The organism is Rhodococcus sp. NKCM2511 (assembly GCF_014905595.1).
Classification (GTDB): Bacteria; Actinomycetota; Actinomycetes; order Mycobacteriales; family Mycobacteriaceae; genus Rhodococcoides; species Rhodococcoides fascians.
This window is the reverse complement of sequence record NZ_BNHJ02000002.1, coordinates 585,556-591,695: the sequence shown is the minus strand read 5'-3', so window position 1 is coordinate 591,695 and position 6,140 is coordinate 585,556. Positions and strand designations below refer to the sequence as shown.

Genomic DNA, 6,140 nt, shown 5'->3' with positions numbered 1-6,140 from the left:
AACCCGGAAGCTAAGCCCTCCAGCGCCGATGGTACTGCACTCGACAGGGTGTGGGAGAGTAGGACACCGCCGAACACAACATCCCAAAATGCCCCTGACCAACCGTGGTCAGGGGCATTTTGCATTCGAAACCAACACCAACGCAACAGTATTCACCACTCTCGTCGAACTGAACGCGCAGGCATCCACACGTGCACCCCAGTCCCATCACTCGCCATACGGACCGCCCGTCCCCTCGCCCCCGGGGCGCGAACGCGCGCGCGTTCGCCACACGCGAGCAGAACAGCGACACCAGACTGCGCGCACCCGACAAACGCGTGCGCGTTTGTCGGGCCGTCGAACCGAACCCAACCCCAACAAACCAACTATTGCCCATCGAAGCTTGGCGATCGATCGTGGGCAAACTTCGATTCTGCAGACGCGCTCGTATTCGCGAGGCGCGCGCAGAATCGTCAGCCATGTCGTGAGCGTTCGACAAACGCGCGCGCATTCACGAGGGGGACCGGGCACAGGACGGCGGAGTCGTCAGTGATGAAAAGGGCAGGCGCAGAGCACTACACGTACTGAGCCCACGGATCGGGTGGATCAGGCGTGAACGGATTCCGCCTCGTCTGCGGAAACCTTCACGTCCTTGGGGTTCGCCAGTACTGTCTCTGCGGATCGTCCGCGAAGGGTTACTCGATCACCGAATTCCCAGCGGTCCGCTTCGTTTTCGGCAGCACCGTCTACCGCTGTCTTGGAAGCGAGTATCGCACCGGGAGCGCTCTTGGCCAGTTCCGATAGTCGCGCAGCCTCGTTTACCGGATCGCCGATGACGGTGTACTCGAATCTCGACTTTGCTCCTACATTGCCGGCAACGGCTCGGCCGGCAGCAACGCCGACGGCTGCGCTGCACTCGGGAACTTCGACCAGCAATCGGCGGGCAATGGCACGTGCGGCAGAGAGTGCCGATCCGCAGTGATCCGGAATGTCGTTCGGTGCTCCGAAGATGGCGAGCGCCGCGTCGCCCTCGAATTTGTTGATGAAGCCGCCGTGTTCGTCCACCTCGTCGACGACGACCGCGAAGAAGCGGTTGAGTAGATCCACCACCTCGGTGGGCGGTCGTGATGCGGCCAATTCGGTGGAGCCCACCAGATCGATGAAGAACACTGCAATATCGCGCTCCTGGCCCCCGAGTTGACTATCGGACTGCAGGGCCTTCTCGGCTACCTCGTGTCCGACGTGTCGTCCGAACAGGTCGCGGATCTTCTCTCGATCGCGCACACCGTCGGCCATCCGGTTGAAACCGCTCTGCAGTTCGCCGAGCTCGGTGCCGTCGTACACCGCGAGTCGGACATCCATGTTGCCCTTCTCGACTTCGGCCATGCCCGCCCGCACGTTGTTGATGGGGGAGGTGGTCGCGAAACCGCCCAGGACGGTCAGTGCGAATCCGAATACGATGGTGATGCCGCCGAGCGCGAGGATGGACACAGCGAGCTGGTTTGCACTGGTCTCGGGTCGAAGGAAGCGGAACACCGCGATCATCATCAGGCCGGAGACCGGAACGCCGGTTCCCAGCAACCACGACAGGATGGAACGCCCCATGACACCGGCGATTCGGATGCGCCGTGGGTCGCCCGCTTGCAGGGCGCGAGCCGCGATGGGTCGCAGAGCGAACTCACTGAGCAGGTAGCTGAAGGCGCACACGACCGTACCGCCCGCGGCGATGGTGAACGCCACCTTCGGTATTGCCTGGGGGTCGATGATGCCGTCGATCGTCGTGAGCAGAATCAGCCCACCGGTCCACAGCGCAATCTGCATGCGCGTCAGGCGCCAGGGCATTGCCAGCGTCGCAACCTGCTCGGATCGGGTGGGTTCGCGATCCTCGATGCCCCACCGCAGACTGCTCAGCGCACGTGTGGTGCCCCAGACGACACCGACCAGGAATGCGAGAAAGACGTACACCGGGACGACGATGAAGTTCACCCACCAGTAGCGGTCCATCTTCAGAACGTCCGGGCCTGGAACGACGACACTGATGAGGACACCGACGATCACCGCACCGATCAGATTGGACAGGACCAGGAACACCGTCAGCAACAGCTGGATTCGGATCCGGCGTCGGCGTGGCGATTCGGTGGTGTCTCCGAGGAGCCGGGAACCCAGCGGAGCGGCAGATCGTCTGAATTGGGGCATGGTGGTCACAGAGTAACGGCCGTGCTGCCTTATGGTGGTCGAGTGCGTTTAGTTATTGCTCGTTGCCAAGTGGACTACATCGGCCGCCTCACCGCACATCTCCCTTCCGCTCGACGCCTGCTGCTCGTCAAGTCCGACGGATCGGTCAGTGTGCACGCGGACGACAGGGCGTACAAGCCCCTCAACTGGATGTCTCCGCCCTGTTGGATGGTCGAGACCACCGAGGACGAGACCATCAAATGGGTCGTCACCAACAAGGCGGGCGAAGAACTCCGCATCACGATCGACGACGTCGAACTCGATTCCAGTCATGAATTGGGTATCGATCCAGGGTTGGTCAAAGACGGTGTCGAGGCTCATCTGCAGGAGTTGCTCGCAGAACACGTCAACACCCTCGGTGAGGGGTACACCCTGGTGCGGCGTGAATACATGACGGCAATCGGACCGGTGGATCTGTTGTGCCGCAACGCAGATGGTGGCACTGTCGCCGTCGAGATCAAGCGTCGCGGTGAAATCGACGGTGTGGAGCAGTTGACTCGGTACCTCGAACTGCTCAATCGTGACCCGTTGCTGGCACCGGTCAGCGGTGTGTTCGCCGCCCAGGTCATCAAGCCGCAGGCGAAGACTCTGGCCACCGATCGCGGTATTCGTTGTCTGACACTCGACTACGACGTTCTCCGCGGCACCGACAGCACCGAGTTCCGGCTCTTCTGACGTCTGTCTGCCGAAGCGGCGCGATTCTCTACACTGGATGCGTGCCTCGTCGCAATCAGCCCCGCAAAGCGAGTCGGAGTGGTCCGAGCAGTCTCGGCTCGGCTACCGATTCCGTCCTGGGCGGCAATCGCGTCGAGGTGGGTCCTGACGGGGACACGTACACGACGCGGATGATTCCCGGTGCCAAGGCTGTCAAGACCTACCGTTGCCCGGGCTGCGATCACGAGGTACGGCCAGGGGTCGCCCACATCGTGGCGTGGCCGTCGGACGACTTCGGGGGAGCCGACAACCGCAGACATTGGCACACCGGGTGTTGGAGAGGCAGAAACACGCGAGGCCTCACCCGTAGATGGTCCTAGCGGGGGAGGCCGAGCGTGTGCTGCGAAGTCAGGACGCCGAGTCGGCGGATTCCTTCTCTTCGTCGTTGTCCTTCTCGGCCTTCGCCGCAGCCTTCTCTTCTTCTTTCTTGAGGATGGCCGTCGGGTCGGGGTTGTCCAGCAACTCGCTTTCGCGGTTGACCGAGGCCAGCATGGCCGGTACCGAATCGAGCTGGCCCCGGATACCCAGTAGCTGAGCGAGGACGCGACTTCGCAGCACGCGCAGCTCCTCGGCCAATTCCTTCGAGTGCGCGATGCGCCGCTCGGCCTGATCGCTCGCGGACTGCAACCGACGTGCGGCCTCGGTCGTCGCCTCTTCGATACGGCGAGCAGCATCGGCCTTGCTCGACGCTTCCAGTTCTTCGAGCGCGGTGAGCACCTTGGTGCGGCGCTCGGCCATCGTGATCTCGAAGTCTTCCTGAACCTCGGCGCGCTTGGCCTCGGACTCGGCAGCCAGCTTGTCGCGCTCTGCCTGTGCGGCCTCGACGACGCGCGCAGCCTCGGTGCGTGCCTGAGCCATGGTCTGCTCGTGCTCGGTTTCGAGTGCCGTGCGGCGCTCCTCGAGTTCTGCGACCAACGACTCGTGACGGCTTCGCAGGCGAGTGCTCTCCTGCTGCGCAACCGAGATCATCTCCTCGGACTCCGCATGTGCCTTCGCGCGAACCTCGGAGGCCTCGTCCGACGCCAGTCGCAACATGCGGGAGATGCGATCGCTCATGCCTTCCGCGGTGGTCGGCGGCACCGAGAGACGGTCGATGTCCTTGCGCAGTTCGTCGATCTCGTCGCGAGCGTCGTCGAGTTGCTTGGCCAGATCACGCGCCTGTGCCGCGGCGGCATCACGGTCGGCCGTCGTCAGCCGTAATTCGGCGTCGAATCGCTCGAAGTAGTTGGTGACTTCGTCGCGATCGAACCCCTTCCGAACGATGGAAAAGGGAAGTTGCACCGTGGAAGTGCGTTCATGATCGATGGCCATGGCCGTCAATTTACCGGTGAGTCAAGTGGAGAGCCATACGGCGTAATCACCGAGTTCGGTCAGTGCGCGTTGTGGTTCGGTTCGACCAGTTCGATCAGTACTCCGCCTGCGTCCTTGGGGTGGACGAAGTTGATACGCGAATCGGCAGTACCGCGGCGGGGAGCGTCGTAGAGCAACCGAACGCCGCGGGCGCGCAACTCGGAGGAGATCTCCTCGATGTCGGTGACCCGATACGCCAACTGTTGGAGTCCGGGGCCGTTTCGGTCGATGAACTTCGCGATGGTCGAGGATTCGTCGATGGGCGCGAGCAACTGCAGTGCTGCCGACTTTTCGCCTGCCCCGGGGAACGAGAGCATCGCCTCGCGCACGCCTTGTTCTTCGTTGACTTCCTCGTGCACCGCAACCATGCCCAGGTGGTCGGTGTACCAGGCGATTGCGGCATCGAGGTCGGGTACCGCGACACCGACGTGGTCGATAGCCGTCACCAGGTCGGAGCGGAGTGGGGCGCCCGTGTAAGACTGCGTGCTGGAGGTCATGGACAAGACGTTAGCGTCAGCTGCGTCACGGTGTTCCGCCAGGCTGGTATCGGTAGGGAGCCTGGCGAGCGTTGATCTCCACAAGGCCGTCTTCACACTTTCGGAGGAAATCGTGACCACAACAGTCATCGTCGCCGGTGCTCGTACGCCCGTCGGGCGCTTCTCGGGTGCGCTCAAGGACTTCTCGGGTTCCGACCTCGGCGGAATTGCCATCAAGGGCGCACTCGAGAAGGCCGGCGTCGCTCCGGATCAGGTCGACTACGTCATCATGGGCCAGGTCCTCACTGCGGGTGCCGGGCAGATCCCGGCCCGACAGGCCGCCGTCGCTGCAGGTATCCCGATGACCGTTCCGGCTCTGACCATCAACAAGGTGTGTCTCTCCGGCGTCGACGCCATCGCGCTCGCTGACCAGCTCATTCGCGCGGGGGAGTTCGAGATCGTCGTCGCCGGCGGCCAGGAATCGATGACCCAGGCACCGCACATGCTGGAGAAGTCGCGGGCGGGATTCAAGTACGGCGATGTCACCATGCGCGACCACCTCGCATACGACGGTCTGTACGACATCTTCACCGACCAGGCCATGGGCGCGCTCACCGAGCAGCGCAATCAGAGCTCCGAAGCCATCAGCCGTGAGGAGCAGGACACCTTCGCGGCCGGATCGCATCAGAAGGCTGCCGCGGCGTGGAAGAACGGGGTCTTCGACGACGAGGTAGTGCCCGTGTCGATTCCGCAGCGCAAGGGTGAGCCCATCCAGTTCACTGCCGACGAAGGAATCCGGGCCGACACCACGGTCGATTCCCTCGGCAAGCTTCGCCCCGCGTTCGACAAGGCGGGCACAGTCACTGCCGGATCCGCGTCGCAGATTTCCGACGGTGCCGCCGCCGTCGTCGTGATGAGCAAGGACAAGGCCGAGTCGCTCGGATTGACCTGGCTCGCCGAGATCGGCGCGCACGGTGTGGTGGCCGGCCCCGACTCCACCCTGCAGTCGCAGCCCGCTCGCGCCATCGCCAAGGCCTGCGCGAAGGAAGGCATCGACCCGAAGGACCTCGACGTCGTCGAAATCAACGAGGCGTTCGCAGCGGTCGGAATCGCGTCGACGCGTGAGCTCGGCATCGATCCGGAGATCGTCAACGTCAACGGCGGGGCGATTTCGATCGGTCATCCCCTCGGAATGTCGGGCGCTCGCATCGCACTGCACCTGGCTCTCGAGCTGCAGCGGCGAGGTGGCGGAGTGGGTGCCGCAGCATTGTGCGGCGGCGGCGGACAGGGCGACGCGCTCATCGTTCGAGTCCCGAAAAGCTGAGTCGGTAGTGGCTCTGGTCCGATGAGACCAGAGCCACTACGTTCTGTCGTAGCAAACCGGGC

Annotated in this window: 6 protein-coding genes; 3 read left to right on the top strand and 3 right to left on the bottom strand. The window is 63.4% G+C overall.

From position 1 onward, the window contains the following. Positions 1-585: 585 nt before the first annotated feature. Positions 586-2,175, bottom strand: coding sequence for an adenylate/guanylate cyclase domain-containing protein (locus JLZ96_RS19400; protein ID WP_201011014.1), 1,590 nt, complete (start codon positions 2,173-2,175; stop codon positions 586-588). A 42-nt stretch (positions 2,176-2,217) separates the two neighbouring features. On the opposite strand from JLZ96_RS19400, the gene nucS reads away from it, so the two are divergent. After that, positions 2,218-2,889, top strand: a complete 672-nt coding sequence (gene nucS / locus JLZ96_RS19395; RefSeq protein ID WP_027497682.1) for an endonuclease NucS — start codon at positions 2,218-2,220, stop codon at positions 2,887-2,889. 41 nt (positions 2,890-2,930) lie between these two features. Continuing rightward, the gene (locus tag JLZ96_RS25045) at positions 2,931-3,248 is read left to right on the top strand and encodes an ATP/GTP-binding protein (RefSeq protein ID WP_236254162.1); all 318 of its coding nucleotides are present in this window, start codon (positions 2,931-2,933) and stop codon (positions 3,246-3,248) included. Between the two features lie 28 nt (positions 3,249-3,276). Here JLZ96_RS25045 and JLZ96_RS19390 read toward each other — a convergent pair whose 3' ends face one another. Then, the gene (locus tag JLZ96_RS19390; protein ID WP_094715865.1) at positions 3,277-4,239 is read right to left on the bottom strand and encodes a hypothetical protein; all 963 of its coding nucleotides are present in this window, start codon (positions 4,237-4,239) and stop codon (positions 3,277-3,279) included. Positions 4,240-4,298: 59 nt separating this feature from the next. Next, on the bottom strand, positions 4,299-4,775 hold the full coding sequence (mce, locus tag JLZ96_RS19385; RefSeq protein ID WP_027497680.1) for a methylmalonyl-CoA epimerase: 477 nt from the start codon (positions 4,773-4,775) through the stop codon (positions 4,299-4,301). 112 nt (positions 4,776-4,887) lie between these two features. On the opposite strand from mce, the gene JLZ96_RS19380 reads away from it, so the two are divergent. Then, complete coding sequence (locus JLZ96_RS19380) at positions 4,888-6,078, top strand: acetyl-CoA C-acetyltransferase (RefSeq protein WP_027497679.1); 1,191 nt, start codon at positions 4,888-4,890, stop codon at positions 6,076-6,078. The last annotated feature ends 62 nt before the right edge of the window (positions 6,079-6,140 follow it).

Coding starts and splice junctions, on each gene's coding strand:
- JLZ96_RS19390 (WP_094715865.1), bottom strand. CDS start 4,239: ATGGCCATCGATCATGAACGCACTTCCACGGTGCAACTTCCCTTTTCC.
- mce (WP_027497680.1), bottom strand. CDS start 4,775: ATGACCTCCAGCACGCAGTCTTACACGGGCGCCCCACTCCGCTCCGAC.
- JLZ96_RS19400 (WP_201011014.1), bottom strand. CDS start 2,175: ATGCCCCAATTCAGACGATCTGCCGCTCCGCTGGGTTCCCGGCTCCTC.